Annotated in this window: 22 protein-coding genes; 5 read left to right on the top strand and 17 right to left on the bottom strand. The window is 70.4% G+C overall.

Annotation, left to right across the window (positions count from 1 at the left end):
• Positions 1 to 33: 33 nt before the first annotated feature.
• Positions 34 to 1,542 carry a DHA2 family efflux MFS transporter permease subunit gene (locus ABGB14_RS44355; protein WP_347649904.1) on the top strand — a complete coding sequence of 503 codons (1,509 nt, stop codon included), beginning with the start codon at positions 34 to 36 and terminating at the stop codon, positions 1,540 to 1,542.
• Positions 1,543 to 1,564: 22 nt separating this feature from the next.
• On the opposite strand, the gene ABGB14_RS44360 is transcribed toward ABGB14_RS44355, so the two are convergent.
• From ABGB14_RS44360 to ABGB14_RS44395, 8 genes are all read right to left on the bottom strand, one after another.
• Positions 1,565 to 2,488, bottom strand: a complete 924-nt coding sequence (locus ABGB14_RS44360; RefSeq protein WP_347649905.1) for a serine hydrolase — start codon at positions 2,486 to 2,488, stop codon at positions 1,565 to 1,567.
• A 114-nt stretch (positions 2,489 to 2,602) separates the two neighbouring features.
• Positions 2,603 to 3,475 (bottom strand): alpha/beta hydrolase, encoded by an 873-nt coding sequence (locus ABGB14_RS44365; RefSeq protein ID WP_347649906.1) that lies wholly within the window; start codon positions 3,473 to 3,475, stop codon positions 2,603 to 2,605.
• A gap of 14 nt (positions 3,476 to 3,489) precedes the next feature.
• Entirely contained in the window at positions 3,490 to 4,884 is a 1,395-nt protein-coding gene (locus ABGB14_RS44370) for an FAD-dependent oxidoreductase (RefSeq protein WP_347649907.1), read from the bottom strand.
• A 39-nt stretch (positions 4,885 to 4,923) separates the two neighbouring features.
• Positions 4,924 to 5,718 (bottom strand): ABC transporter permease, encoded by a 795-nt coding sequence (locus ABGB14_RS44375; RefSeq protein WP_347649908.1) that lies wholly within the window; start codon positions 5,716 to 5,718, stop codon positions 4,924 to 4,926.
• Positions 5,715 to 6,566 (bottom strand): ABC transporter permease, encoded by an 852-nt coding sequence (locus tag ABGB14_RS44380; protein ID WP_347649970.1) that lies wholly within the window; start codon positions 6,564 to 6,566, stop codon positions 5,715 to 5,717. The genes ABGB14_RS44375 and ABGB14_RS44380 overlap by 4 nt, the downstream gene beginning before the upstream one ends.
• 52 nt (positions 6,567 to 6,618) lie before the next feature.
• Positions 6,619 to 7,824, bottom strand: coding sequence for a spermidine/putrescine ABC transporter substrate-binding protein (locus ABGB14_RS44385; protein WP_347649909.1), 1,206 nt, complete (start codon positions 7,822 to 7,824; stop codon positions 6,619 to 6,621).
• A 9-nt stretch (positions 7,825 to 7,833) separates the two neighbouring features.
• Positions 7,834 to 8,901 (bottom strand): ABC transporter ATP-binding protein, encoded by a 1,068-nt coding sequence (locus ABGB14_RS44390; protein ID WP_347649910.1) that lies wholly within the window; start codon positions 8,899 to 8,901, stop codon positions 7,834 to 7,836.
• A gap of 21 nt (positions 8,902 to 8,922) precedes the next feature.
• Complete coding sequence (locus ABGB14_RS44395) at positions 8,923 to 10,356, bottom strand: gamma-aminobutyraldehyde dehydrogenase (protein ID WP_347649911.1); 1,434 nt, start codon at positions 10,354 to 10,356, stop codon at positions 8,923 to 8,925.
• A gap of 270 nt (positions 10,357 to 10,626) precedes the next feature.
• Here ABGB14_RS44395 and ABGB14_RS44400 point away from each other — a divergent pair, with 270 nt between their 5' ends.
• Positions 10,627 to 11,118, top strand: a complete 492-nt coding sequence (locus ABGB14_RS44400) for an Lrp/AsnC family transcriptional regulator (RefSeq protein WP_347649912.1) — start codon at positions 10,627 to 10,629, stop codon at positions 11,116 to 11,118.
• Positions 11,119 to 11,146: 28 nt separating this feature from the next.
• Here ABGB14_RS44400 and ABGB14_RS44405 read toward each other — a convergent pair whose 3' ends face one another.
• The 9 genes from ABGB14_RS44405 to ABGB14_RS44445 are packed head-to-tail and all read right to left on the bottom strand — an operon-like array spanning position 11,147 to position 22,000.
• On the bottom strand, positions 11,147 to 11,845 hold the full coding sequence (locus ABGB14_RS44405; protein ID WP_347649913.1) for a hypothetical protein: 699 nt from the start codon (positions 11,843 to 11,845) through the stop codon (positions 11,147 to 11,149).
• Between the two features lie 30 nt (positions 11,846 to 11,875).
• A complete protein-coding gene (locus tag ABGB14_RS44410) occupies positions 11,876 to 14,617 on the bottom strand; it encodes an alpha-mannosidase (protein WP_347649914.1) in 2,742 nt (913 codons plus the stop codon).
• Positions 14,614 to 15,711: a Gfo/Idh/MocA family oxidoreductase gene (locus tag ABGB14_RS44415; RefSeq protein WP_347649915.1), complete on the bottom strand. Its 1,098-nt coding sequence runs from the start codon at positions 15,709 to 15,711 to the stop codon at positions 14,614 to 14,616. The genes ABGB14_RS44410 and ABGB14_RS44415 overlap by 4 nt, the downstream gene beginning before the upstream one ends.
• Positions 15,712 to 15,716: 5 nt before the next feature.
• Complete coding sequence (locus tag ABGB14_RS44420; RefSeq protein WP_347649916.1) at positions 15,717 to 16,616, bottom strand: TIM barrel protein; 900 nt, start codon at positions 16,614 to 16,616, stop codon at positions 15,717 to 15,719.
• A 25-nt stretch (positions 16,617 to 16,641) separates the two neighbouring features.
• Positions 16,642 to 17,826, bottom strand: coding sequence for a CehA/McbA family metallohydrolase (locus ABGB14_RS44425; RefSeq protein ID WP_347649917.1), 1,185 nt, complete (start codon positions 17,824 to 17,826; stop codon positions 16,642 to 16,644).
• Complete coding sequence (locus ABGB14_RS44430; RefSeq protein WP_347649918.1) at positions 17,823 to 18,887, bottom strand: ABC transporter ATP-binding protein; 1,065 nt, start codon at positions 18,885 to 18,887, stop codon at positions 17,823 to 17,825. Before ABGB14_RS44430 ends, ABGB14_RS44425 begins: the two co-directional genes overlap by 4 nt.
• On the bottom strand, positions 18,887 to 19,705 hold the full coding sequence (locus ABGB14_RS44435) for a carbohydrate ABC transporter permease (RefSeq protein WP_347649919.1): 819 nt from the start codon (positions 19,703 to 19,705) through the stop codon (positions 18,887 to 18,889). The genes ABGB14_RS44430 and ABGB14_RS44435 overlap by 1 nt, the downstream gene beginning before the upstream one ends.
• Entirely contained in the window at positions 19,702 to 20,634 is a 933-nt protein-coding gene (locus tag ABGB14_RS44440) for a sugar ABC transporter permease (protein ID WP_347649920.1), read from the bottom strand. Before ABGB14_RS44440 ends, ABGB14_RS44435 begins: the two co-directional genes overlap by 4 nt.
• Entirely contained in the window at positions 20,609 to 22,000 is a 1,392-nt protein-coding gene (locus ABGB14_RS44445; protein WP_347649921.1) for an extracellular solute-binding protein, read from the bottom strand. Before ABGB14_RS44445 ends, ABGB14_RS44440 begins: the two co-directional genes overlap by 26 nt.
• Positions 22,001 to 22,288: 288 nt before the next feature.
• Between ABGB14_RS44445 and iolC the strand changes: the two genes are divergently transcribed.
• Genes iolC through iolB form a run of 3 tightly spaced genes read left to right on the top strand, consistent with a single transcriptional unit; the run spans position 22,289 to position 25,019 of the window.
• Complete coding sequence (gene iolC / locus ABGB14_RS44450; protein WP_347649971.1) at positions 22,289 to 23,239, top strand: 5-dehydro-2-deoxygluconokinase; 951 nt, start codon at positions 22,289 to 22,291, stop codon at positions 23,237 to 23,239.
• A gap of 5 nt (positions 23,240 to 23,244) precedes the next feature.
• Positions 23,245 to 24,141, top strand: coding sequence for a deoxyribose-phosphate aldolase (locus tag ABGB14_RS44455; RefSeq protein WP_347649972.1), 897 nt, complete (start codon positions 23,245 to 23,247; stop codon positions 24,139 to 24,141).
• Entirely contained in the window at positions 24,138 to 25,019 is an 882-nt protein-coding gene (gene iolB, locus ABGB14_RS44460; RefSeq protein ID WP_347649922.1) for a 5-deoxy-glucuronate isomerase, read from the top strand. Before ABGB14_RS44455 ends, iolB begins: the two co-directional genes overlap by 4 nt.
• Positions 25,020 to 25,040 lie beyond the last annotated feature (21 nt).

Genomic DNA, 25,040 nt, shown 5'->3' on the forward strand with positions numbered 1-25,040 from the left:
CGGCCGTCAGCCGCTCCCACGACCGTGAGCGGCATGACGAACAGATGGGCCGCGCTGGCGATCGCCTGCCTGGCCACACTCCTGCTCTCCCTCGACCTGACCGTCCTGCACCTCGCGCTGCCGCGCCTGGTGGCCGACCTGGGCGCCACCTCCACGCAGCTGTTGTGGATCGGCGACATGTACGGCTTCGCGCTGGCCGGCCTGCTCGTCACCATGGGCAACCTCGGCGACCGCATCGGCCGCAAGCGCCTGCTGCTGATCGGCGCGGTCGCGTTCGGCGCCGCCTCCGTGGTCACCGCGTACGCCCCCAGCCCCGAGCTGCTGATCGCGGCCAGGGCGCTGCTGGGCGTCGCCGGGGCGACGATCATGCCGTCCACGCTGTCGATCATCCGCAACGTGTTCACCGAGCCCGGCGAGCGGACCGCGGCCATCGGCGTCTGGAGCGGGATGAGCGCCGCGGGCTTCGCGATCGGCCCGGTCGTCGGCGGCGTGCTGCTCGATCACTACTGGTGGGGCTCGGTGTTCCTGATCAACGTACCGATCATGCTGCTGGTGCTGGTGGGCGGCGCCCTGGTGCTGCCCGAGTCGCGCAACCCGGACGCGGGCCGGCTCGACCTGCCCAGCGTCGTCCTGTCCTTCAGCGGCGTCGTGACGGCCATCTACGCCGTCAAGGAGGCCGCGAACAAGGGGCTCGGCCACGCCGACGTGGCGGCCGCGGGCGTGGCCGGCGTGCTGCTGCTGGCGGTGTTCGTGTGGCGGCAGACGCGCCTGGCCGAACCGCTGATCGACGTGCGGCTCTTCCGCAGGAGGGCGTTCAGCGCGTCCATCGCCACGAACCTGCTGGCGATCTTCGCGATGTCGGCGATGATGCTGATGTTCGCGTGGTACCTGCAGCTCGTGCTCGGCTGGTCGCCGCTGCAGGCAGGGCTGGCCCAGCTGCCGGGCGGCCTGGCGGGCGCCGTCGGCGGGGTGCTGGCCGCCAAGCTGATCAACCTCATCGGCCGCAACGGCGTGGTCGCGCTCGGCCTGGCCATGAACGCGGGCTCGTTCCTCTACTACGCCACCCTCGGCACCGAGCTGAACTACCTCGCCCTGCTGCCCGTCATGGTGATCGGCGGCATGGGCGTCGGGTTCGCGTTCACGGTGAACAACGACAACGTGCTGGCCACCGCGCCCAGGGAACGGGCGGGGGCGGCGTCGGCGGTGTCGGAGACGGCGTTCGAGCTGGGCGGGGCGCTCGGCATCGCGATCCTCGGCACGGTGCTGACCAGCGCCTACCGGGCGAACCTGGAACTGCCCGCCGGGGTGGACGGCGCGGCCGCGAGGGAGTCGATCGCCGGGGCGCTGCAGACGGCCACCGGCCTGCCGCCCGGCCAGGCGGGCCAGCTCGTCCGGGCCGCGCAGGAGGCGTTCCTCGCGGGTGTGCATGTGACGTCGTTGGTCACGGCGGCGCTGCTGGCCGTGGTCGCGGGGCTGGCGCTGGCAGGGCTGCGCGGGGTGCCCAAAGAGATCCCTGAGGAGGCCCTGGCCCACCGGGCGTAGGCACCGATGGGTGCCGCAAGGTTCAGGGGATGGGGTTGGTGGGGCAGGGGCGGGTGTAGGTCGGGGAGAGGCCGTCGAGGCGGGCGCCGATCGTACGGGCCACCCGCTCGATGGTCTGGACGCCCGCGCCGTGGCCGGGTTGCTGGTCGGTCTGGACCGACAGCAGCAGGTCGCGGCCTGGGCCCTGGATGCGGCCGTAGCTGGTGACGGCCCACGTGTTGTGGATGAACGGGCGCGGGGTCCAGCCGTTCTTCAGGGCCACCCGGTCGCCGGGCCGGGCCGCGGCGCTGACGCCCCACGCCTGCTCCTTGCGTACCCGGCCCATCAGCCCCAGCAGCAGCCGGCGATCGGCGGCGCGCAGCCCTTCGCCGCCGCCGATCAGGACGTCCAGCAGGCGGATGCGGTCGGCGGGGCTGGTGGTGGTGCCGCCCCAGTAGATGCCGGGCCCCGGTGTGGTCTCTCTCATCCCCATCCGCCGGTAGAAGGTGCTCATGGCGCCGCCCCCGCCCACCCGCGACCAGAGCGCGTCCGCCGCCTTGTTGTCGCTCTCCGTGATCATGCGTTCCGCCAGGTCGCGGTCTCCTTCGCTGAGGCCGCTCGCGTGGCGGCGCTGGAGCAGCGCGGCGACGATGTCCACCTTGGCGCCGCTGGCGGTGATGAGGTCGTGCCGGTGCTCGCCCTGGCCCAGGGTGATCCCGCTGACCAGGTCGTGGGCGCCGTACACGATGCGGCCTGGGCGGGTGCGCAGGTAGCGGGAGAGGTCGTGCTCGAGGCGCTGGCGGGCCACGCGCGCGGCCCGTTTATCAGGAAATTTCATGACGCATCGCGCCACCTTGACCGGCGCCTTGGCGGAGGCCCGCACCGCGACGGGCACGGTCGGCGCCCGCTCGGCGCCGCAGGCCGCCACGAGCGCCAGGCCCACCCAGGCCGCCCACTTTGTACGCATGCGCAACCCCCGTCGAGTCTGCAGGGGTTACGTGATTAATGCCCGATTCGGCGGCTTCATCCCTCACATGCGGTACTTTCCTGGACCGGCCTTCAGCACCTCCTCGCCGACCGGTCAGAGATGCCTCTCCAGGAAGGCGGCCGTCGCGTCCACGGCCCTGGTGACGTACGGCTCCTGGTCATAGAGGTCGGTGTGCTGCTTGGCGTCCACCCAGACGAGCTCCTTCGGCTCGTCGAGCCGTTTGTACGCCTCCTCGGCGCCCTCCGGCGAGCAGAACCGGTCGACGACCCCGTGCACGATGAGCGCCGGTTTCGGGGACAGGAAGTCGGCCCCCATCATGTTGTCCATCGTGATCAGCTCGCGCACGCTCGCCCTGGTCACCTCGTTCGCCCAGTGGGGCGAGGCGCCGCGCTCGGAGCCGTAGTAGGCGTACGGCTCGTCGCCCGGCATCGCGGCCTCGGCTCTCTCGGCGACGACGGGCACGTACGCGACGGGCCCGCCCTGGTCCTGCCGCTCCAGCACCTCCGTGAGCGAGCCGAGCACGGCCGGGTAGTCCATGTCCGTCCGCAGGGCGTAGGGGTTGCTGTACGCCCCGGCGATGCCGACAAAAGTCCGCACCCGGGGATCGAAAGCAGCAAATTTCAGGGCATATCCGCCGCCCAGGCAGATCCCCACCACCCCGACCCGCTCCGGATCCACCTCCGGCCGCGACCGCAGCATCGACACCGCCGCCCGCAGGTCGTGCAGCTTGCCCTGCGGATCCTCGTGCCGGCGCGGCTCCCCGCCGGACTCGCCCCAGTTGCGGTGGTCGAAGGACAGCGTCACGTAGCCCCGCTCCGCCAGCCGGGCCGCGTACAGGCCGGTGACCTGGTCGCGCACCCCGGTGAACGGACCCGTGAACACCAGCCCGGGACGCGGCCCCCCGCCCTCCGGCACCCGCAGGTCACCGACCAGGGTGAGGCCGCCCACGACGAATTCTGCTCTCATACGCCAAGTCTGCGCTATGAGTCGAACCCCAGCCCCATCCGGTCGAGCGCCCGCAACCACAGGTTGCGCCTGCCCTCGTGCTGGTCGGCCCGCGCGATCGACCACCGGGTGAACTGGATCACCCCCGACCGCACCGGCTCGGGCGGGAACGGGATCGGCTTCTCCTTCACCATCCGCAGCTCGGTGCGCTCGGTGCGCTCGCCCGACAGCAGGTCGAGCATGACGTTCGCGCCGAACCTGGTGGCGCCGACCCCCATGCCGGTGAAACCGGCCGCGTAGACCAGCCGGCCTCCGTGGGCCTGCCCGTAGAAGGCGCTGAACCGGCTGCACGTGTCGATCACGCCGCCCCACCGGTGGCTGAACCGCACGTTCGCGAGCTGCGGGAACGTGGCGTAGAAGTGTTCGGCGAGCTTGACGAACGTCGCGTCGCGCTGGTCGTACTCGTGCTTGACCAGGCCGCCGTTGTAGTAGACGGCGTCGTAGCCGCCCCACAGGACGCGGTTGTCGTCGGTCAGCCGGTAGTAGTGGAACTGGTTACCCGAGTCGCCGACGCCCTGCCGGTTGCTCCAGCCCACCTCGGCCAGTTGCGCCGCCGTCAGCGGCTCGGTCATCAGCACGTAGTCGTAGACCGGCACCACGAAGTGCCGCAACCGCCGCAGCAGCGGCGGGAACACGCCGGTGCCCAGGGCCACGTGGCGCGCGGCGGCCGTGCCGTACGGCGTGCGCAGGGTGATCGTGGTGCCGTCGTCGTGCAGCGAGCGCACCGGGCTGCGCTCGTGGACGCGTACGCCGAGCCGCAGGCACGCGTCACGCAGCCCCCACGCCAGCCGCGCGGGGTCGACCATGGCGCAGCCGCTGCGCTCCCACAGCCCGCCCAGGTAGGTCGGCGAGTCGAGCTCGGCCCGCACCTGATCCCGGCCGAGCGGCACGTAGTCGAGGCCCAGCTCGTCGATCAGGTCGAGGTGCTCGTTCAGCCCGTCGAGCTGCCACGGCTCGGTGGCCACGTGCAACTCGCCGGTGCGCTCGAACGAGCAGTCGATGCGGTAGCGCCACAGCGTGCGCTCGATCTCGTCGAGGTTGGCCACGCCCATGCGCTCCAGGCGGTCGATCTCCTCCGGCCACCGTTCGAGCCCGTTGGCCAGGCCGTGGGTGAGCGTGGCCATGCAGAACCCGCCGTTGCGGCCGGTGGCCGCCCAGCCGATCCTGCGCCCTTCGAGCAGGACGACGTCCAGCGACGGGTTGCGCTCTTTGGCCATCAGGGCCGTCCACAGGCCGGAGAAGCCGCCGCCGACGACGACCAGGTCGGCGCTGGTGCGGCCGGAAAGCCGCGGGGCCGGCTCTGGCCGGGCCGGGCTGTCCAGCCAGTACGGCGCGCGCTCCGCGTCAGCCAGCGCCTTCAGCGGATCCACACTCCCACATCCCTACGATCGAGCCGTGTGGTCGAAGGCTCAGGCGCGCCGTCTGGCCACCACGGCGTTGGCGACGGCGATCAGCACCCCGACACCGAAGATCAGCGTACCCATGACGTTGACCTGTGGCGGGATGCCGGTCTTCACCGCGCCGACGATCCACAGCGGGAAGGTGACGGTCGAGCCGTTGACGAAGCTGGTCACCACGTAGTCGTCGATCGACAGCGCGAACGACAACATCGCGCCCGCCGTCACCGCGGGCATGATCGACGGCAGCGTCACCTGCCGGAACGTCCCCCAGGCCGTGGCGCCGAGGTCTCTGGCGGCCTCCTCCAGCGACGGGTCGAGCGTGACGATCCGCGCCCGCACGGTCACCACCACGAAGGACAGCGAGAACAGCACGTGCGAGACGATGATCGTGTTCGCGTCGCGCGGCACGTTGCCCGAGACGAACAACGACAGCAGCGACGCCCCCATGACCAGCTCGGGCGTGGAGATGGCGGCGAAGACCAGGAAGTTCGTGACGCCCTTGCCGCGGAAGCGGTGGCGGCCGAGCGCGAGCCCGAGCATGGTGCCGAGCACGACGGTGATGACGGTGCTGACCAGGGCGATGACCAGCGAGTTGCGCAGCGCCACGGTCAGGTCGGAGATCTCGAACAGTTCGGCGTACCACCTGAGGGTGAAGCCCTGCCAGCTGGTGTTGGACTTGCTCTGCTTGTCGTTGAACCCGAACAGGATCATCACGGCGATCGGCGCCGACAGCCACACGATGACGAGCCACGTGTACGCGTGCAGCAGCCGGTCCCCCAGCCTGCCCCGCTCGCCGGTCCTCATCGGGCCGCCGCCTCGAGCACGTTCTCCGTGCCGAGCGCCCTGGCGTAGGCGAAGATCCCCACCAGCAGGACCGCCATCAGCGTGAACGACAGCGCGGCGGCCGTCGGGTAGTCGAGGTTCACCAGATATTCGGTCTGGATGTTGTTGCCGATCATGGTGTTGCCCGTGCCGCCCAGGATCTGCGCGTTGATCGGGTCGGCCGTGGCCGGCACGAACGTCATGAGCACCCCGGCGAACACCCCGGGCAGGGACAGCGGCAGCACGACCCGGCGGAAGGCCCCCGCCCGCGTCGCGTACAGGTCCTGGGCCGCCTCCACCACCCGCGGGTCCACCCGCTCCAGCGCCACGTAGATGGGCAGGATCATGAACGGCAGGAAGTTGTACGTCAGCCCGCCCACCACGGCCAGCGTCGTCGCGAGCACGTGGAAGCTCTCGGGCAGCAGCCCCCAGCCCTTCAGCGTGCCGAAGAGGATGCCGTTGTCGGCCAGCAGGAAGTTCCACGAGATCGTCCGCAGGACGAACGACACGAAGAACGGCAGCAGCAGCAGGAAGAGGTACACGGACTTGCGGTTGCCGCCCCTGAAGGCGATCCAGTAGGCCACCGGGTAGCCGATCAGCAGCATGGCCACGGTCGCGAGCCCGCCGTACACCAGCGAGCGGAGCAGCTGGGTGCTGTACCTGCCGAGCGCCTCCCCGTAGGTGGAGACGTTGAAGGTCATGGCGTAGCCGTCGTAGGCGTTGCCGGTCTGCAGCGAGACCGACGCCATCGCGACCATGGGCACGACCAGGAAGATGGCCAGCCACATCCAGCTCGGCAGCGCGAGGAGGTAGGGGGTGAGCCGCCGCATCGTCACGCTCTCCCGGGTCCGGCGGGTTGCGGCAGGTGACGGGTCATCGTGCCTACGCCTGGGTGATCGACTGGAAGATCGGGTTGAACACCTGCTCCTGCTGGGTGGTCAGCGTGGTGTACGTGCGCAGCTTGGCGTAGTCGGCTTCGCTCGGGAACATGAGCGGGCTGTCGACCATGTCGTCGAGCGCCTTCTTGTCCTTGCCCTCGGCCGTCCTGGCCCGCTCTCTGAGCAGGTCCTGGACGGCCGGGACGGGCGTGACGAACTGGATGAACTCATCGAGCTCGGCGGCCACGGCGGGCTGGTAGAGGTAGTCCATCAGCATGAGCGCGTCGAGGGGGTTGGCGGCGCCCTTGGGGATGAGCATGTTGTCGGTCCAGATCGTGCCGCCCTCCTCGGGCACCACGAAGGCGACGGGCTCGCCGGCGAGCTGGCGCTGGAAGACGTCGCCCGACCAGGCCATGGTCACCCAGACATCGCCCTTCGCCACGGCATCGATATACCCTTGATCATAATATTTCCGCACAAGTCCGGCATCGCGCTGTGCCTTGAGCTTCTCCCCGGCCTTCTTCCAGTCCGCCTCCGTCGACTTCTCCGGGTCGACGCCCACCGCGAACATGCCGAAGTTGCCGATCTCCTGGGCGTCGTTCATCATCCCGACCCGCCCCTTGTACCGGGGATCGAACAACGCCTCGATGCTGGTGATCTCCTCTTTGACATGGTCGGTGTTGTACGCGATCCCGGTCACGCCCGACGCGTACGGGATCGTGAACTTGTTGCCCGGGTCGTAGGAGCGCTCCTTGAACTTCTGGCCCGCGTTCGCCTGGAAGTTCGGCAACCGCGCGTGGTCGAGCGGAACCGCGTAGCCGAGCTGGAGCATGTGCTGGAGCTGGATGCCGTTGGTCATGACGACGATGTCGTAGCCCAGCGACTGGCCGGCGCGGAGCACGGGGTCCGCCTTGCCGAAGAAGTCGGCGTTCTCCTGGATGACCTCCTTGTACTCGTACGCGATGCCGGTGTCCTTCTTGAACCGCTCGAGCGGACCCTTGTCCCCCGGCATGTACTCCGGCCAGTTGGCGAAGACCACCTTGCCGTTCTTGGTCTGTTTCGCCCAGAAATCCTGGACGGCGTCCGCCTTGGGCGGCGCGACCTTCTGCCCCTGCACGCCGCAGGCGGCGAGGGCGAGCCCGGCGGCCGAATAACCGGCGAGCCGGAAGACGTCACGTCTGGTGCGGGATGAGCGCAGTGGGGGGTGCATGAGACGCTGTCAACTTCCAATCACGTACGAGTGCTGCGCCCGCCACGACAGCCAGACGGAGTCTCCCCGCTCCGCCGTCGCCACCGCGTCATGCGCGTTCTGCTGGAAGACGGTGATGTCGGTCCCGTCCGCGAGGCTCACGGAATAGCTGGTGTAGGTGCCCAGGTAGACGACCTCGGCGACGGTCCCGCGCACCCCGCTCACCTCCGGCCCCGGGTCCTCCGCCACGATGGTGATCTTCTCGGGGCGTACGGTCACCGTCACCTCGCCGTCGTGACCGGGCACCAGCACCCGGCCGCCGCCGACCTTCACCTCGCCGCCGGTCGCGGTGCCCGCGAGCAGGTTGGAGGTGCCGATGAAGCCCGCGACGAACGCGGTCGCGGGTCGCTCGTAGATCTCGCGCGGCCTGGCGAGCTGCTCGACCAGGCCGTCGTTCATGACGGCGATGCGGTCGCTCATGGTCAGCGCCTCGTTCTGGTCGTGCGTCACGTACACGAACGTGATGCCGACCTCGCGCTGGATGCGCTTGAGCTCGATCTGCATGGCCTGGCGTAATTTGAGGTCGAGCGCGCCGAGCGGCTCGTCGAGCAGCAGCGCCCGTGGCCGGTTGACCAGGGCCCTGGCCAGCGCCACGCGCTGCTGCTGGCCACCGGACATCTCGCGCGGCCGGCGTTTCTCCCTGCCGGCCAGGTCGACGATCTCCAGCATCTCGCCGACCCGCCGCCTGATCTCCTCCTGCGGCGTCCGGCGCTGTTTCAGGCCGAACGCCACGTTGTCCCAGACGTTCATGTGCGGGAAGAGCGCGTAGGACTGGAAGACCATGTTGACGTCGCGCTTGTTCGGCGGGACGTCCGTGACGTCCTTGCCGTGCAGCTTCACCAGGCCTTTCGTGGGCGCCTCGAACCCGGCGACCATCCTCATGGTCGTGGTCTTGCCGCAGCCGGACGGGCCGAGGAGGGAGAAGAACTCCCCCTCGGCGACGTCCAGCGTCACGCCTTTGACCGCCTGGACGACCTCGCCATGCGAGAGGTACTCCTTGACGACGTCCTCCAGCTCGATTGCCGATAGCCCGGTCATGTCCAGGTTTCGCCCCTGCCGCTATTCGCCGATGTAGTGCATGACGTGCTTGACCCTGGTGTAGTCGTGCAGGCCGAACACCGACAGATCCTTGCCGTATCCGGAATGCTTGAAGCCGCCGTGCGGCATCTCCGAGATGAACGGGATGTGCGTGTTCACCCAGACCGTGCCGAAGTCCAGCCGGTTGGACATCCGCATGGCACGGCCGTGATCGGAGGTCCAGACCGAGCCGCTCAGGCCATATCTGACGTCGTTGGCCTTGGCCAGCGCGTCGGCCTCGTCCGTGAACGTCTGCACGGTGATCACCGGGCCGAAGACCTCGTTCTGCACGATCTCGTCGTCCTGCCTGAGCCCGTCGACGACCGTGGGGGCGAAGAAGTAGCCCTTGTCGCCGACACGCTTGCCGCCGGTGAGGATCGTGGCGTGCGCGGGGAGCCTGTCGATGAAGCCCTGCACCCTGGCCAGCTGGTTCTCGTTGTTGAGCGGCCCGTACAGCGCGTCCTCGGTGTCCAGGCCGCCGGTCACGGTGCCTGCGGCGGCCTCGCTCAGCGCGGCCACGAACGCGTCGTGCACGCTCTCCTGCACCAGCACCCGGCAGGCGGCGGTGCAGTCCTGGCCGGCGTTGTAGAGGCCGGCCTCGGCTATGCCGGCGGCGGCCGCACGCAGGTCCTTCACGTCCTCGAAGACCACGACGGGCGCCTTGCCGCCGAGCTCCAGGTGCACCCGCTTGAGGTCGTCGGCGGCGCTCCTGGCCACCGACATGCCCGCGCCGACCGAGCCGGTGATGGCCACCATCGAGGCGGCCGGATGGCTCACCACGAGGGCGCCCGTCTCGCGGTCGCCGGTGACGACGTTGAAGACCCCGGCGGGCAGCACCGAGCCGAGGATCTCGGCGAGCTTGAGCGTGGCGACCGGGGTGGTGTCGGACGGCTTGAGCACGACCGTGTTGCCGGCCGCGAGCGCGGGTGCGATCTTCCAGACCGCCATCATCACCGGATAGTTCCACGGCGTGACCTGCCCGACCACGCCGATCGGCTCGTGCCTGATGACGCTGGTGTGCTCGGCGAGGAACTCACCGGCCGTCGGACCCTCCAGCGTGCGGGCCGCGCCCGCGAAGAACCGGAAGTGGTCGGCGGCGACCGGGGTCTCGTCCTCGGCCATGCGGGCACGTGGCTTGCCGGTGTCGCGGCACTCGGCCTCGTTGATCTCGTCGGCCCGCGCCTCGATCGCGTCGGCCACCTTCAGCAGCAGGTTGGCCCGGTCACCCGGGGTGGTCCTGCCCCACGACTCGAACGCGGCGGCCGCGGCGGCGAACGCCGCGTCGACGTCGTCCTGCCCGGAGACCGGAGCCTGAACGTAGGCCTCGCCCGCGCACGGGTCGATGATGTCGGAGAACCGGCCGCTCTTGGCGTCCACGAGCTCGCCGTTGACATAGTTCTGCAGACGGGTCGTCATGCGCCCTCCTTCGTCGGTCGCCAGACCCAGGTGCTCTGTCTATGGGTGACCTCGGCAAGCTCGGTCATGAATGACCTCCTCGTGAGGCGGCTGAGATGCCCGCGACTCTTACAGAGCGGTCGCAGCGAAACAAGGGATTTCGTGGTGAATATATCAAATTGCTACGAATTCGCTTGACAGTCACCCGGGAACTGACACCATGTCGCACCAGGACGGCATCCCAGCGGGAACGCCCCCGCCATGCCGGACCGCTAGGAGGAACCACATCCGATGACCACGCCGCCGCGCGTACGCCGCTCCACTCCCCGCTCGGGGCCCGTGGTGCTCGACGACCTGTCCAAGCAGATCATCGAGCAGCTGCAGGCCGACGGGCGCATGCCGTACGCGGCGATCGGGAAGGCGGTCGGGCTCTCCGAGGCGGCGGTGCGCCAGCGCGTCCAGCGGCTGCAGGACGCCGGCGTCATGCAGATCGTCGCCGTCACCGACCCTCTCACCCTGGGCTTCCCGCGCCAGGCCATGATCGGCGTCACCTGCGAGGGCGACCTCGAGTCGGTGGCCGACGAGCTGGCGGCGATCGAGGAGATCGACTACGTGGTGCTCACGGCCGGGTCGTTCGACGTGATCGTGGAGGTGGTGTGCGAGGGGGACGGGCACCTGCTGGAGATCCTCAGCAAGATCCGCGCCATCCCCGCCGTCCGCGCCACCGAGTCGTTCGTCTACCTGAAACTCCGCAAGCAGACCTACTCCTGGGGCACCCGCTGACCGACCTGGCGGCGGGCTCCCGCGGGGCTCACCCGAAGACCTGCTCCGCACAGTCGGCCGTGAGCGCCCGCTGGAACCACTCCTCCAGCACCGCCGTGTCCATGCACGACGTGATCCGCGCCCGCACCTCCTCAGACACCTCGATGCCCCGCGCCTCCAGCAGCATCTGCAGCATCTTCGCCCCCTCTTCCGCCTTGCCTTTGGCCTCACCTTTGGCCTCACCTTTGGCCTCGCCCTCGGCGAGGAGGCTCTCGGCGAAATCCCCCTGGTACGAATGTGTCTGCATAGCCATTAGGTTCCCCCATTCCTTCTGGGCGACGCCAGTCAGAGAGACGTAGATGTACTGACCGTATCGCCCGGCCAGCTTCTGATCGATTTTGCCGAGGGCCGCGTCCAACGTGCTCAGGACTTCTTTGATCAACGGGTCCTGGGACTTGGTGACGGCGGAGATGACGGCCAGACCGATGTTGCCCACCGCCTCGGCCACGTCGGTGATGAGCGGGGTGTTGTCGGGCCCGATCACCAGTGGATTGAGCACGAGTCCCGGATGGCCGGTCTCTATGGGCTTGGCCGCCCAGCGTGCTATCCGGCGGTCGTCGGGCGAGGCCAGCCTGGCCTCGCCCGTATCGGGTATCCGCAGATCGAACAGCGCGCGCAGCCCTTGCGCGGTGTGCCCGAGATCGAGGGTGGCGAGTTTGGTCAGCCCTTCGTGTTGGGAAGTGATCACGGCATGACATTACTATATGTGTTCCAATAATTACCCAGAGTTGGCGAGTTGGATCGTGGCGATCTCCCAGGCTTTCAGCGAAAGGCGGAGGGTGCCGTCCGTGACCGGCAGGTCCTCGCCGGGGCGACCGCGCAGATCCGCGTGCCTGGCCCGGGTGAACGAGCCCTCGACGACCGCCTCCGTGTCGCCGGGGGTGAGGGCGACCACCCGGAGTTCGTGCCAGCCGTCGCGGTCGCGCAGCGAGGTCATGGTCACGCCGTTCCCGGTCACCGACAGGCCCGCCGCCGGAGCGGGCAGGGAGAGGTGCTGCGCGCCCTGCCCGGGCACCACCAGCAGGTCGTGGCGGAAGGCCTCCGCGTGGGGCACGACCTCTTCCCACGACTCGCGGTACGGCATCAGCGCCAGGCTCACCCTGCGCACCCCGCGCGACTGCGCGGCCGGGGTCGGAAGCTGAGGGCCCGCCGGTTCGGGGCGCAGCGGGTTGCGGTTACGGGACAGGTAGCCGACCGAGCGAAGCAGCGTGAGGGCCAGCTCGGCGCCGTCCACCACTTCGTACTCCGTCACGTGCTCCAGCAGCGCCGCCACGCCCCCTGCCGCCACCCAGGAGGAGGCGGGGAACGTGGGCAGCGGGGTCTCGCCGCAGCCCCCTTCCGGGGTCAGCCCGCGGGTGGTCACCGCGAACTGCCCCTCGGCGTACGACTGCGTGGCCCGGTCGGGCAGCGGCACGTGCAGGCGCACCCGGTGGTCGGCGCAGCGGTTGTCGAACTCGACGTCGAGCCGGACGAAGGGCTCGCCCGCGCGCAGTTCGACGCGGGTGGTGACGACGACGTCCTCGGCAGCGGGCGTCCGCGCGATGGCGGGGAGCTCCGGGGCGCCGTCGATGGCGCCGCCGGCGGCCGGCCACCGGTACGTGCGGCGCACGTCCACCATGGCCACCAGCGGGCCTGAGGCGATCAGCTCGCTCTCGACCGACACCGGCTCGTCCACGATCAGGTCGGCCGGCGGGGGCGCGTAGTTGTAGGTGTCGCCGACGTCCCCGCCGTCCACGATGCGGCCGGCGCCCGTGACCGTCGTGCCGTCCTGGCCCACAAGCGTGAGCGTGCCGTCGCGGGCGATCGTGACGCGCAGCAGGCCGTTGTCCAGCACCTCCTCGTCGCCGCGCACCGGCAGGGCGGCCGAGTCGGAGCTGAGCCAGCAGGACGGGTCGTGCTCGGTGGGCAGGCCGCTCGCCCCCGCGGGCGGGCCGAACACCTGCTCGTGCGGCGCGGGCCGGACGCTCGTGTGGCCCAGCGGCGGGACCTCGACCAGGGCGGCGACCGTGCGCCGGGGCTCGGCGACGATGCGGACGCGCGTCACGCCGTCGAGCTCGCCGCGCAGGTCGTCGACGTCGAAGACCGCCTGCGTCTCGCGGGCCACCGTGAACGTCAGCGTGCCGTCCTCGACGGACCAGGACGTGATGTGCTGGCCGTACAACTCGGTGCCGTGGACGAAGCTCAGCGCGGTGGCCGGGTCCATCTCGTCGTCCAGCAGCAGCGTGGCCGCGTGTTCCAGCGGCTGGACGGGCACGGCCGCGCCCGAGGGGTCCACCAGCGGGTGGTGGCCGGCCACGTCCACGAGGACCACGCCGCGCCTGGGGGCGGGCGTCGGGTTGGCGACGAGCACGCCGTCGGACGGCACCGCGCCGGCCAGCCGGGCGGTCACCATGTCGCGCACGGCCTGCCCTAGGTGCTCGGCCTCGGCGATGCGGGCGGCGACCTGCTGGGCGGTGTCGTCGACGCCGCATCCGGTCACGGAGTCGTGGCCGCTGGCGTCCACCAGCCGCCACCAGGCCATGTCGAGGAAACGCCCGGGCCACTCCTCGCCCCAGAGCGTGGCCAGCGGCTCGGCGTAGCGCTCGACCATCCGCTCGGCGCGGCTCATGGCCTGCTTGACGTGGGCGCGGACGGAGATGACGCCGGGCAGGATGTTGGCGCGCGCGTGCGAGCGAAGCTCGCCGCGCACCTCGGGCAGGCCGTCCACCTCACCAGAACAGTCCCCGATGTATCCGGACAGGGTGTCCATGCGGGCGCCGATCGCCGCCACCATCTCCGGCAACCCTCGGACGGGCGCGGAGTGGTCGGTGCCGTACATCGCCAGCAGCGAGCCCTCGGGCCCGTGCCACTCGCGCATCGTCCTGGTGAACGCGTCCGCTCGTTCCTTCAGTCCCGCCGGGTCGTGGAACAGATGGGCCCCGTTGCCGTAGCCGCCGGCGGGCAGGTACTGCGTGCGCAGCGCCGTGCCGTCGGGCGCGACCCAGGCGAAGGCGTCGGTGGTCACCGAGGACGGCACCCCCCGGTAGACGCAGGCGTGCAGCAGCCCCGCCCGGCGCAAGATCTGCGGCATCTGCGCCGCGTGCCCGAACATGTCGGGCAGGTAGCCGACCGGCATGGCCCCGCCGAGCTTGTCGGCCCTGGCCATGCCGAGTTCGAGGTTGCGGACGATGTTCTCGCCCGAGCACAGGAACTCGTCGAGCAGGATCTGCCACGGCCCGACCGCCAGGCGCCCCGACTCGACCAGCGCGGCCACCCGGTCGCGGTTCTCCGGGCGGACCTCCAGGTAGTCGTCCACGCAGGCGAGCTGCCCGTCGAGGGTGAAGTGGTAGGCGGGCTGGCGCTCCATCGTGTCGAGCACCTCGTCGAGCAGCGCCACGAGGCGCAGCCTGAAGCGCTGGAACGGTTCGTACCACTCCCGGTCCCAGTGCGTGTGCGGTACGACCACGATCTCCGTGCTCACGCTGCCTCCCCTTCCATGGGCAGTCCATGTTGTACGGCGTAGCGGGCGGCGATCCGCTGGGCCGTCACGATGTCCTCGAGCGCGCCGCCCGCGTCGGTGAGCGGCGGCTCGCCATCGTTCACGAAAGCATGGAAGGCGGCCAGCTGTACTTCGAACGCCTCGGTCACCTCGCGCCGATGGGTGCGGCTCTCGCCGCCCTCGCCGCTCCCGTCGCCGGAGACGACGGTGAGCGTGGTGGGGGCGTTCATCAGGTAGGGCGCGGGGAAGACCAGCTCCAGCGAGCCCTTGTCGTGGTGGATGGCCACGGTCTCGCGGTAGGCGGGGTAGTCCTCCAGGTAGTGCCAGCGGATCTGGAACCGGCCGCGGACGGGCAGCGGGCCGGAGATCTCGATGGATCCGGGCGCGGGTCCCCACGTCTCGACGTGCGAGATTTCGGTGGGCGAACCGGTGAAGCGCCTCAAGAGCGACAAGTCGTGGCATATGGAGCCGAGCGCGACTCCGTACAGGTTCCGCACCGGCTCCGGCGCCGACTCCCCCAGCGCCCGCGAGACGAGATCGCTCTCGGCCGCCCGCAGCGAGGCGAGCAGCCCGGGGTCCACGTCACGGGCCTGCGTCAGGTTGGCGAAGGCGAGCTGCGACTCCCCGCTCGGGTGCAGCACGACCACCTCGACCGACCTGATCGCCTCCGGCCCGCCCAGCTCCGCCAGCAGCTTCTCGGCCCTGCGCACCGCCGGGTCGTACTGCTTCATGTAGCCGACCATCAGCCGCCCCTCGGGCAGCGCCGCCACCTCGGCCCTGGTCAGGGCGAGCGGCTTCTCGCACAGCACGGCGTAACCAGCGCTCAGCGCCTGCCGCACGGCCTCGCCGTGCGAGCCGGACGCCAGCATGACGACGGCGTCGAAGCCGCCGTCGGCCAGCATCTCTTTCAGCTCGGTGTACCGCCTGGCGGCACCCAGCCGGTCACCGACCGCGTCGGCCAGCGTCCGCGACAGGTCGCAGACGGCGCTCACCTCGAACAGGTCACGCCGCCTCGACAACAACGGCACGTAGACCGCCTGGGTGACGGCTCCGCAGCCCACCAGGGCGATTCTCACCTGTGTCAAAGTCCCAGTTCCCTCAGTCGCTCGCGGTTGGCGGCCTGGTCGGCGATGTTCTGGGCGACCGTGCGGCGGCCCGGCAGGGTGTCCTGCTCGACGATGACCCAGCCCTCATAGTCGATCTCGTCGAGCGCCGCGATCACGCCGGCCAGGTCCAGCTCGCCCTCGCCGAGAGAGGAGAACCCGCCGCGGCCCATGAGCTCGCGCAGGTCGACGCCGTCGTCCAGGGCCTGGGCCAGGATCTTGGTGTCGCCGTCCTTGATGTGCACGTGGCCGACCCGCCCGGCCCACTCGCGCAGCTTCGTCACCGGGTCTCCCCCGCCCAGCAGCAGGTGGCCGGTGTCGAGGCAGAGCTCGACGTCGGTCAGCTCCAGCAGCCGCTCGACGTCGTCGGGGGTCTCGACGTACGTGCCGAGGTGAGGATGGAAGGCGGGCTCGAACCCGCGCTCGCGGCACCGGCCGACCGCCTCCTGGACGCGGGCGGCGTACCCGGGCCACTCGGAGGACGGCAGCCCTGGAACGCTCCCACCAGGGCGGGCGAACCTCTCGGGCGAGCCGGAGCAACCCAGCGTGGGCCGCGGCGCCAGCTGCTCGGGGGCGGGCGGCGCGGCGGCGAACACGTCGAGCGTCCTCTCCAGCGCGGTCAGGCCCTTGCGGAACTCCTCGGCGTCGTTGTAGCGCAGGTCGGCCCAGCCGCCGGCGAGCAGCATGCCGTCGAGCCGTTCCGCCAGGTCGTGGCTGGTGCCCAGGTAACCCACCGGGCCCAGATCGATGCCCTCGTAACCGGCCTCGGACAACGCGCCGACCATCTCGCCGGCGTTCAGCGGCGGGGGCGCGTCGCTCAGCTCGAACACGCCGAAACTCACCGGCGCGTTGGCGACCTTCCGCACTCGCGTGCTCATGACCTCACTCCGTTCGTCGGCACGTTCACTCGCATAGCGCCATCACCTCGTTCTCGTACGTTTCCAGCCGGTGGCGGCCGCCGGACGCGGGCAGGAGCGTACGGTCCCCGCGGACGACCCGCCGCCGCCCGTCGGGGGCCACCAGCACCAGGCCGTCGGCGTCCAGCGCGAGCAACTCGTCGCCCAGCCTGAGCAGCAGCGGCCCGTCGGGACCGGCGGAAACGGCGGTGCGCCCCGCACGCACGCCGTCGAGCACCGTGGTCGTGTCCTCGGCCAGCACCCACGTCGTCGGGGCGCCGGGCAGGCCGTCGGAACCGTGGCGGTGGAAGTCGCTGCCGCCGATCACGGTCAGGTCGTGGCGCCAGGCGTCGGCCCACGCCAGCGGCGCGCCCCAGCGGCGGTCCCACCAGCCGGAGTGCCACACTTCTGCGATGGCGGGCCGGCGCTCGATCGGCAGCAGCCAGGCGCAGTCGCCGCCGAGCGGATGGTTGACGGACATCAGCCCGCCCGCGCGCTCGGCGTGCTCGGCCCAGGAGTCCGCCGGCCGCCGGAAGTCCACCCAGCCGACGTCGCCGAACACGTTCGCGTGGCCCCGGTCCGTGGTGACCTCCTGGCCGGGAATGAGCGTGATCTCGCGGTCGATCTTGGCCAGCCAGGGGTGGTGGCTGACGGTGTTGTGGTCGGTGACGGCCAGGAAGTCGAGCCCTCTGCCGTGGGCGAGCTCGGCCAGCTCATGGATGCTGAGCCCGCCGTCGCTGTGCAGGGTGTGGGCGTGGAAGTCGCCCGCGAACCACCGCAGCCCGCCGGTGTCGGGGATGTCGCGCCGCGCCGGGCGCTCGCCGTGCGGCGGCTCCGCCACGACCGGCTCCGGTGGCGCGACGGTCGCGGTGGTGATCTCCAGCGTGTAGTCGAGGCCCTGCGGCGGGATGCGGTGCAGCCGCAGCCACACGTGCCACGTGCCCGGCTCGGGCTCGCCCGGCAGGTAGCCGGGGGTCGCCCAGTCCTCGCCGATCGTGTACGTGTCACGCGCGCCACCCGACCAGCCGCGGAACCCGGCGGGCGAGGCGCACCCGAGGTCGATGACGCCCTGCGACCTGTCGTACGCCAGCCGCACGGTCACGGCGGCCGCGCCCGCGCCCACCTCGAAGGGCACCTCGCGCAGGATCTGCTCCAGCCTGTCGTCCAGGCTCCAGCGGCCTTCGATGATCACACCAGCTCACCGTCCCGGTAGACGAGGGCCCGGTCGCGGCGGGGCAGCGCGTGGCCGTCGTCGCCGACGGCGGGCTCGCTGCCCTCGGGCACGACGGCCTGCACCAGGACGTCGTTGACGTCCAGGGTCACCAGGTGGGACGCGCCCAGGTTCTCCACGATGACCACCTTCCCGCTCAGCGCGCCCTCGGCGGGCCCGGCCGAGTAGGTCATGTACTCCGGCCGCACGCCGTAGACGATCTTCTCCCCGTCGGTCAGCCGCCCCTCGGCGGCGGCCGGGACCGCCACCTTGCAGCCCGCGACCTCCAGCGTGTCACCTCGTACGGCGCCATCCAGCAGGTTCATCGGCGTCGAGCCGATGAACCCCGCCACGAACGTGTTTGCCGGCCGCTGGAACACCTCGGCCGGAGTGCCGATCTGCCGGATGTGCCCGTTCTCCATGACGGCCATCCGGTCGGCCATGGCCAGCGCCTCGGCCTGGTCGTGGGTGACGAAGACGGTGGTGACGCCCAGCTCGCGCTGGAGCTTCTTGAGGAACGTCCGGGCTTCGAGCCGCAGGCGGGCGTCGAGGTTGGACAGCGGCTCGTCGAACAGGAACGCCTGCGCCTGCGTGGCCATCACCCTGGCCAGCGCGACCCGCTGCTGCTGGCCGCCCGACAGCTGCCCGGGGCGGCGGTCCATGAGGTGGTCGAGGCCGAGCCGCGCGCCGACCTCCTCCGCCTTCTGGCGGCGCGCGCCCTTGGCGACCTTCTTGATCCGCAGCGGGTAGGCGATGTTGTCCGTGACGTCCATGTGCGGGAACAGCGCGTAGTCCTGGAAGACCATCGCGACGTCGCGGCCGCCCGGCTGAACCCCGGTCACGTCGCGGTCGCCGATGACCACGGCGCCGCCGGTGGCCGTCTCCAGCCCGGCGATCGTGCGCAGCAGGGTCGTCTTGCCGCAACCGGAGGGGCCGAGCAGGGCGAAGAACTCGCCGTCGGGGATGCCGAGGTCGAGCGAGTCGAGCGCTTTCACCCCGCCGGGATAGACCTTGGTCAGCCCGCGTAGTTCGATGGCGGCCATTAGCGCTTGATCCCTCCGTGGAAGCGGAAGCCGTACTTCTTGCTGACGAACAGGTACATGAGCACCACGGGAATCGAGTAGAGCAGGCCGAACGTGGACAACATGCTGAGGTTGGCCTGGCCGCCCTCGGTGTACAGCGTGTACGTGATCACCGCGGCCGGCTGCTTCTCGACGTCGCTCAGCAGCAGGTACGGCATGAGGAAGTTTCCCCACACGTTGGCCAGGGCCCACACCCCGATCGTGGCCAGCCCGGGCCGCACCAGCGGGACGACGACGTGCCGGACGATCTGCAGCGGCGAGGCCCCGAAGACCCGCGCCGACTCCTCGTAGGACTTCGGCGTGGAGTCCATGAAGTCCTTCAGCATGAAGATCGCCGCGGGCAGCAGCCCGCCGGTCAGGATGAGGATCAGCCCGAACTGCGAGTCGATCAGGTTCAGCTCGACCGCGAGCTGGAACAGCGGCACCATGGCCGCCGTGCCCGTGATGATCGACGACAGCAGCAGCAGCGCGTAGAGCAGGGCGTCCCGGCCGGGCAGGCGCACCCGGCTCAGCGCGTACGCGGCCAGCGCCGCGAACAGCACGACCAGCACGGCGGTGCCGACCGACAACACGAGCGAGTTGTAGAGCGACGGCAGCGCGTACGGGTGCTCCACGACCGCCTGGAAGTTGTCCCAGGTGAAGTCGGGCACCTTGACCTCGTATGAGGGGTCGGAGGTGAACGGCGCGGTCACCAGCCACAACAGCGGGATCGTGAAGAAGGCCAGCAGCACCGCGATGAGCGTGCAGAAGCCGATCCGGCCCAGGACGAAGCGCGTCATTTCTTGCTCCGGAGCAGCCGCAGGTAGAAGACCGCGACGACCAGGTTGATCAGCAGGATGATCGTGGACACGGCGGCGCCGTAGCCCAGCTCGCCGCTCTGCAGCGCGACCTTGTACACGTGCACCGCCAGCACCTCGGACCTGCCGTCGGGGCCGCCCGCGGTGATGAGGAACGGGGAGAAGTCGTTGAACGTCCACAGGCTGATGAGCAGCAGGTTGGTCAGGATGTGGCCCCGGATGTGCGGGAAGACGACGTCCCTGAGCTGCTGCCAGCCGGTGGCTCCGGCCAGGCGGGCGCTCTCCAGGTGGGAGGGCGGCACGTTGCCGAGCGCGGCGCCGTACAACATCATCGAGAACGCGGTGCCGCGCCAGGTGTTGAAGACGATGATCGACAACATCGGGTGGTCGAGCAGCCACGCGAAGCCGGGGATGCCGAGCAGCGCGTTGAGCGTGCCGCCGTCGCGGTCGAGCAGCGCCACCCACAGGAACGACACGATGGCGCTCGGCAGGATCCAGGCCAGGATGACCAGGCCCTCGACCAGCCGCTTGAGCGGTCCGACGCGGTCGCGCAGCAGCCAGGCGATCGTGAAGCCGAGCACGACCTGGCCGATGACGGCCGAGCCGAGCACGAACTGCACGGTCAGCCAGGTCGAGTTCCAGAACGTGGGGTTGGAGACCGCGTCGAGGAGGTTGTCGAGCCCGACGAACTCCGGCTCGGCCGCGGCGGCGCCGGTCAGGCGGTAGTTGGTGAGCCCCAGGTAGAGCACCCAGAGCGCGGGGAACACGAGGAAGGCGGCGATGAGCAGCAGGGCGGGGGCGACGAACGCCCCTGCCCGCAGGCTGCCCAGGCCCGCCGCGTCAGAGCTGTAGCCGCGGCGGGTCCGCTCGTCTTCCTCGACGGCCTCAGGAGGCGATGTTGCCTGCGCCACCGACGATTCCTTCAAGCTTCTTCTGGTAGTCGGCCGCCGCCTGGTCGGGCGGCGTGCCGCCGGCGACGGCCGCGGTCGCCTCCTGCAGCGCCACCGACACCTGCGGATAGACGGCGACGGGCGGCCGGTAGGCGGTCACGGGCAGCACCTTCTCCGAGATGAAGGTGAGCAGCGGCTCGCCGGCGAGGATCTCCTTGTTGACGTCGGTACGCGGGGTGACGCGTACGTTGCCGTCCTTGGTCTCCTCCTTCAGCGCCTCGGGCGAGAGGGTGAAGGTCAGCAGCTCGAAGGCCTCCTTCGGGTGCTCGCTGTTGGGGTTGACCGTGCGCAGGGCGCCGCCTGACATGCTGACGAAGTCCTGGCCGCGCAGGCCCTTGCCGGGCTCCATCGCGGGGATCATGGCGTAGCCGACGACCTGGTCGCGGTCGGCCATCTTCGCCACGCCGTCCTTGGGGTTGACGACGCCGCGCCAGAAGTAGTCGCCCTCCATCAGGATGCCGACCTCGCCCTCGGCGAACTGCTGGAACGACTTGTCGCGGCCCTTGGCCTCCTGCTGGAGCTTGGGGTCACCGAGGCCGCCGCCGTAGATCTTCTGGTAGAGGCCGAGCGCGTCCTTCAGCGCCTGGGAGGCGCCCGTCCACTTGCCGTCCTGCTGCACCTCACCGCCCGCGCCGGCGAGCAGCGGCAGCACGCCCTGCATCGAGGTGGCCTCGCCCATGGCGGTGCCGGCGTTGATCTGGATCGGCACGGGCACGCCGGCGGACTTCAGCTTCGTGCCCGCGTCGATGATCTCCTGCCAGCTCTTCGGCTGCCAGTCGGCGGGGAGCCCGGCCTTCTGGAAGAGCGTCTTGTTGAAGTAGAGCACCCGGCCGTCGGTGCCGACCGGCAGGGCGTACTTCTTGCCGTTGAACTCGGCCATGCCCTGGACGGCCTCGGGGATCTGCGACCAGCCGTCCCAGCTGTCGGCCTCCGGCCCGACCAGCTCCGGCAGCGGTTTGATGTAGCCCGCCTCGGCGAACTCGCCGGCCCAGATGCCGTCGATGTCCATGACGTCCGCGCCCTTGCCTGACTTGAGGTCGAGGGAGAGCTTGGTCTTGTACTGTTCGTCGTCGACTCCGCTGGGGACGAACTTGACCGTGACGTCCTTTCCCTTCGCCTTCTGGGCGGCCTCGAACTTGGGGATCACCCAGTCCTCGATGAAGGTCGCTCCGGCGGCGTTCTTGCCGCCCTTGATGGCGTTCTGGGTGATCGTCAGCTCGATGGCCTCACCCTCGCCTCCGCCGGACGACTGGCCGCACGCGGCGAGCCCCAGCCCGGCCGCGGCGAGGACCGCGACCACTCCCAGCGACCGTTTCCGCTCTGCCATGCAAACCCTCCGACATGTCCTTAGGGGGAGGAAGCCATGGGCCAATATGTCATGACATGCATATGACGTAAAGGCCCGCCCAATTCGCCGGGCCACGCTTCCGGAGGCGCCCGTACGCTGTGCGTTTGCCCGAAGGAGAGGGTCAGCCGCGAGGATGGGCACATCAGGCAACATAGCGGACATCCGAATGTCATGACAATATGCCATAGTGTCGAGAGAAGCCTCACCCTGGAGGTGCGTCAGGTGCAGACCCCGCTCCCCGCGACAGGCCGCCCGCCCGGGCCCGCCGTGCACGACCTGATCACGATCGGCCGCTGCGGCGTCGACGTCTACCCGCTGCAGACCGGCGTCGGGCTGGCCGACGTCGAGACCTTCGGCAAGTTCCTCGGCGGCAGCCCGACGAACGTCGCCGTGGCCGCGGCGCGCCACGGGCTGCGCTCAGCCGTGATCACCGCCGTGGGAGCCGATCCCTTCGGGGACTTCGTCCGGCGGGCGATCCGCGACTTCGGCGTCGACGACGCCTACGTGAGCACCATCGAAGGCCCGCCCACACCCGTCACGTTCTGCGAGATCTTCCCTCCCGACCACTTCCCGATCTACTTCTACCGCGGCGAGCATCCGCCCGACCTGCGCATCTCCCCCGACCTCCTCGACCTCGACGCCATCGCGGCCACCAGCCTGTTCTGGTTCTCGCTGACCGGCCTGAGCAAGGAGCCCAGCGCCGCGGCCCACGCCGCCGCCCTGTCGGCGCGCACCACCGGCTGGACGGTGTTCGACCTCGACTACCGGCCCAGCCTGTGGCCGTCGCGGGAGGCGGCGCACAAGGCGGCGAGCCGGGCGCTGCCGCACACGAACGTCGCGGTCGGCAACCTCGACGAGGTGGAGACCGCGGTCGGCGTGCGCGACCCGGAGGCCGCGGCGCAGGCACTGCTGGACGCCGGGGTGAAGGTCGCCATCGTGAAGATGGGCCCTGAAGGGGTTTTCGCCCGCACCGCCGAGGAGAGCGTCTTGGTGGAGCCCGTGGAGGTGAAGGTGGTCAACGGCATCGGAGCCGGCGACGCGTTCGGCGGCGCCCTCTGCCTCGGCCTGCTGCGCGGCTGGCCGCTGGAGCACACGATCCGCTTCGCCAACGCCGCAGGCGCCTTCGTGGCCGCCCGCCTGGCCTGCGCCGACGCCATGCCGGCGACGGCGGACGTGGAGGACCTGCTGAACGGCACCGAGAACGGGGATCGCTCTTGAGCGACATCACGCTGCCCAGGGCCGCCGGATACGCGCGGCTCACCCACATCCGCGCCACCAAGCCGGAGGAGATCGCCGAGGCGGCGGCCCGGCGGCAGCGACGCGGCATGCCCCGCGAGGGCGAGCGGCTGCTCATCATCGCCGCCGACCACCCCGCCAGGGGGGCGCTGGCCGTACGCGACCGCCCGCTGGCCATGGCCAGCCGCGCCGACCTGCTCGGCCGCCTCCAGACCGCGCTGGCCAGGCCGGGTGTCGACGGCATCCTGGCCGCCCCCGACGTGCTGGAGGACCTGCTCCTGCTGGGGGCGCTGGAGGGCAAGCTGGCCTTCGGCTCCATGAACAGGGGCGGCCTGCAGGGCTCGGTGTTCGAGCTGGACGACCGCTTCACCGGCTTCGACGCCGCGTCGATCGACACGATGCGCCTCGACGGCGGCAAGATGCTCTGCCGCATCGACCCAGGCGACCACGCGACCGTGACGACGCTGGAGTCGTGCTCCCGCGCGGTCAGCGACCTGGCCCGCAGGCGCCTGGTCGCCATGGTGGAGCCGTTCTGGTCTCTGCGCGCGGAGACGGGCGCGGTCCGCAACGACCTGTCGCCCGACGCCGTGATCCGCGCGATCAGCGTCGCCCAGGCGCTCGGCGTGACCTCGGCCTACACCTGGCTCAAGATCCCCGCGGTGGCGGAGATGGAGCGGGTGATGGCGGCCACCACGCTGCCCGCCCTGCTGCTCGGCGGCGACCCACCGGACATCGACGCCGCCTACGCCGACTGGGACCGCGCGCTCGGACTGCCGGGCGTCCGGGGACTCGTCGTCGGGCGCGCTCTGCTCTACCCTCCGGACGACGACGTAGCAACCGCCGTGGACGGCGCCGCCGCCCTGGTTCGAGAGGCCCGCGCATGACATACCTTCCGTACGGCAAGTCCGCCAACGGCCCCTGGGCGGTGGAGATAACCCCGTCCCTGGCCGGATGGACCTATTCGGGCCTGCGCGTCGCGAACCTGGCCGACGCCACGGTCTCGTTCGACACGGGCGAGGAGGAGATGCTCGTGCTCCCCCTGTCGGGCTCGTGCACGGTCGCCCTCACCCCATCCGCCTCCCCGCCGCCCGGCACGCACGGGCCCGATGCGGTGACGTACGAGCTGGCCGGGCGCTCCTCCGTGTTCGACGGACCGTCCGACTTCGTCTACCTTCCGATCGGCGCCCACGTGACGCTCAGGGGTGACGGGCGCATCGCGCTGCCCTCGGCCCGCGCCACCCGCGCGCTGGAGCCCCGCCACGTGCCCGCCGCCGACGTCTCCGTGGAGATCAGGGGCGCGGGTCAGGCCAGCCGCCAGGTGAACAACTTCTGCTCCCCCGACGCCTTCGACTGCGACAAGCTCGTGGCGGTCGAAGTGCTCACCCCCGGCGGGAACTGGTCGTCCTACCCGCCGCACAAGCACGACACCCCCAACCCGGGCGAGGCCGTGCTGGAGGAGATCTACTACTTCGAGGTCGCCGGCCGGGGTCTGGGCTACCAGCGCGTCTACTCCTCAGAACGCGGCCAGATCGACACCCTGGCCGAGGTCTCGTCCGGCGACGTCGTGCTGGTCCCGTACGGCTACCACGGGCCCTCCATGGCCGCGCCCGGCTACGACCTCTACTATCTGAACGTCCTGGCAGGCCCGGCGGAGCAGCGCTCGATGGCGTTCTGCGACGACCCCGGCCACGCCTGGATCCGCGCGTCGTGGGACTCCCAGCCCATCGACCCGAGACTCCCGTTCGGGAGGGCACATGACTGAGCTTGTCGAGGTCTCCTTGAG

Origin of the sequence: Nonomuraea sp. B10E15 (genome assembly GCF_039871615.1) — a bacterium.
Taxonomy (GTDB): domain Bacteria; phylum Actinomycetota; class Actinomycetes; order Streptosporangiales; family Streptosporangiaceae; genus Nonomuraea.